Here is a 1,112-nt window from a genome sequence, read left to right as displayed (position 1 = left end):
TTTGTACTGAAAGCACTGCCGCGCGGTTCGGGAACGCTTCCGCTTGTTTCGCTGTTGTCTAGCCGGTGACGGAATCCATGCGAGGAGCGGGACAGTCCCGGCTAAAGGCCATACGGATAACGCCCGTGTGGCCTTAGTCATGTTTCTGAGCGACCCGACGGTTGAGGAGACTACGGCCGGGTGACCGAGGCAGATACGAGCAACACGCGGCTACAAAGCTTAGGCGTCTATCGGTTCGATGTAGTCGCGGTGAATCGAAGTTGGACTTAGGTTTAACCGGAAGCTCAGGGAGGGCTGGAGGTACTCCATCGGGCTGACCGTAGTGGCCCGGATATCAATTGCACTCAGCGGTTCGCTGAGCCCAGTGATAAAGGAATTGTCCGCGCGACCGCAGATGCACCCCAAGCGACACACGCGCCGACGCCGTAGCCAGTGGACAAAACTCGCTACCCTGCCGGTAATCTTAGTTTGACCGTAATGCGCCGCAGTTCTATCGGCATCAAGGGAGTTGGGGCGATGTCCGAAAAAGTGGCGCTCTTTGTCGACGGCCTGAACCTTCATTACACGGCGAAAGCCTTGGACTTCAGCATTGATTTTAGGAGGCTTCTTGCCGAGTTCGGGGCGCGCGGCGTGCTAGTGCGTGCTTATTACTACACGATCATCGCTGAAGAATTTGAAACGACCCGGCCCCTCATCGATTGGCTCGAATATAACGGTTTCACAGTGCGTACGACATCGGTTAAAGAGTTCGACGATGTTCAGGGCCGGCGGAAATACAAGCGCAATATTGGAGTTGAACTCGCAGTCAATGCGCTCGAGATTGCGAAGTATGTCGACCACATAGTGTTGTTTTCCGGGGACGGGGATTTTCGTCGCCTTGTAGAAGCAATCCAGCGCATCGGTCCTCGCGTCACGCTAGTATCAAGCATGCGAACGAAACCTCCGATGGTCGCTGACGAATTGCGTAGGCAGGCCGATACGTTCATCGAATTGCACGAGCTCAAGGCTGCCATAGGGCGGACAAAGGAGGAGAGACGCAACCAAAGGGATGAGTTTTCGTAGGGAAACAACATTCCCTTGACTGGCGCAAAAGGCCGCCCAACTGGGTCAGT

General features: G+C 55.3%; 1 protein-coding gene. It reads left to right on the top strand.

All coding sequences use genetic code 11. From position 1 onward, the window contains the following. Window positions 1-516: 516 nt before the first annotated feature. Window positions 517-1,062, top strand: coding sequence for an NYN domain-containing protein (locus tag JQ575_RS44250; RefSeq protein WP_212039436.1), 546 nt, complete (start codon window positions 517-519; stop codon window positions 1,060-1,062). Window positions 1,063-1,112: the final 50 nt, after the last annotated feature.

Origin of the sequence: Bradyrhizobium sp. JYMT SZCCT0428 (assembly GCF_018131075.1) — a bacterium.
Classification (GTDB): domain Bacteria; phylum Pseudomonadota; class Alphaproteobacteria; order Rhizobiales; family Xanthobacteraceae; genus Bradyrhizobium.
Note: the sequence above shows the minus strand (reverse complement) of the source record. Positions and strands in the feature narration are given on the sequence as shown.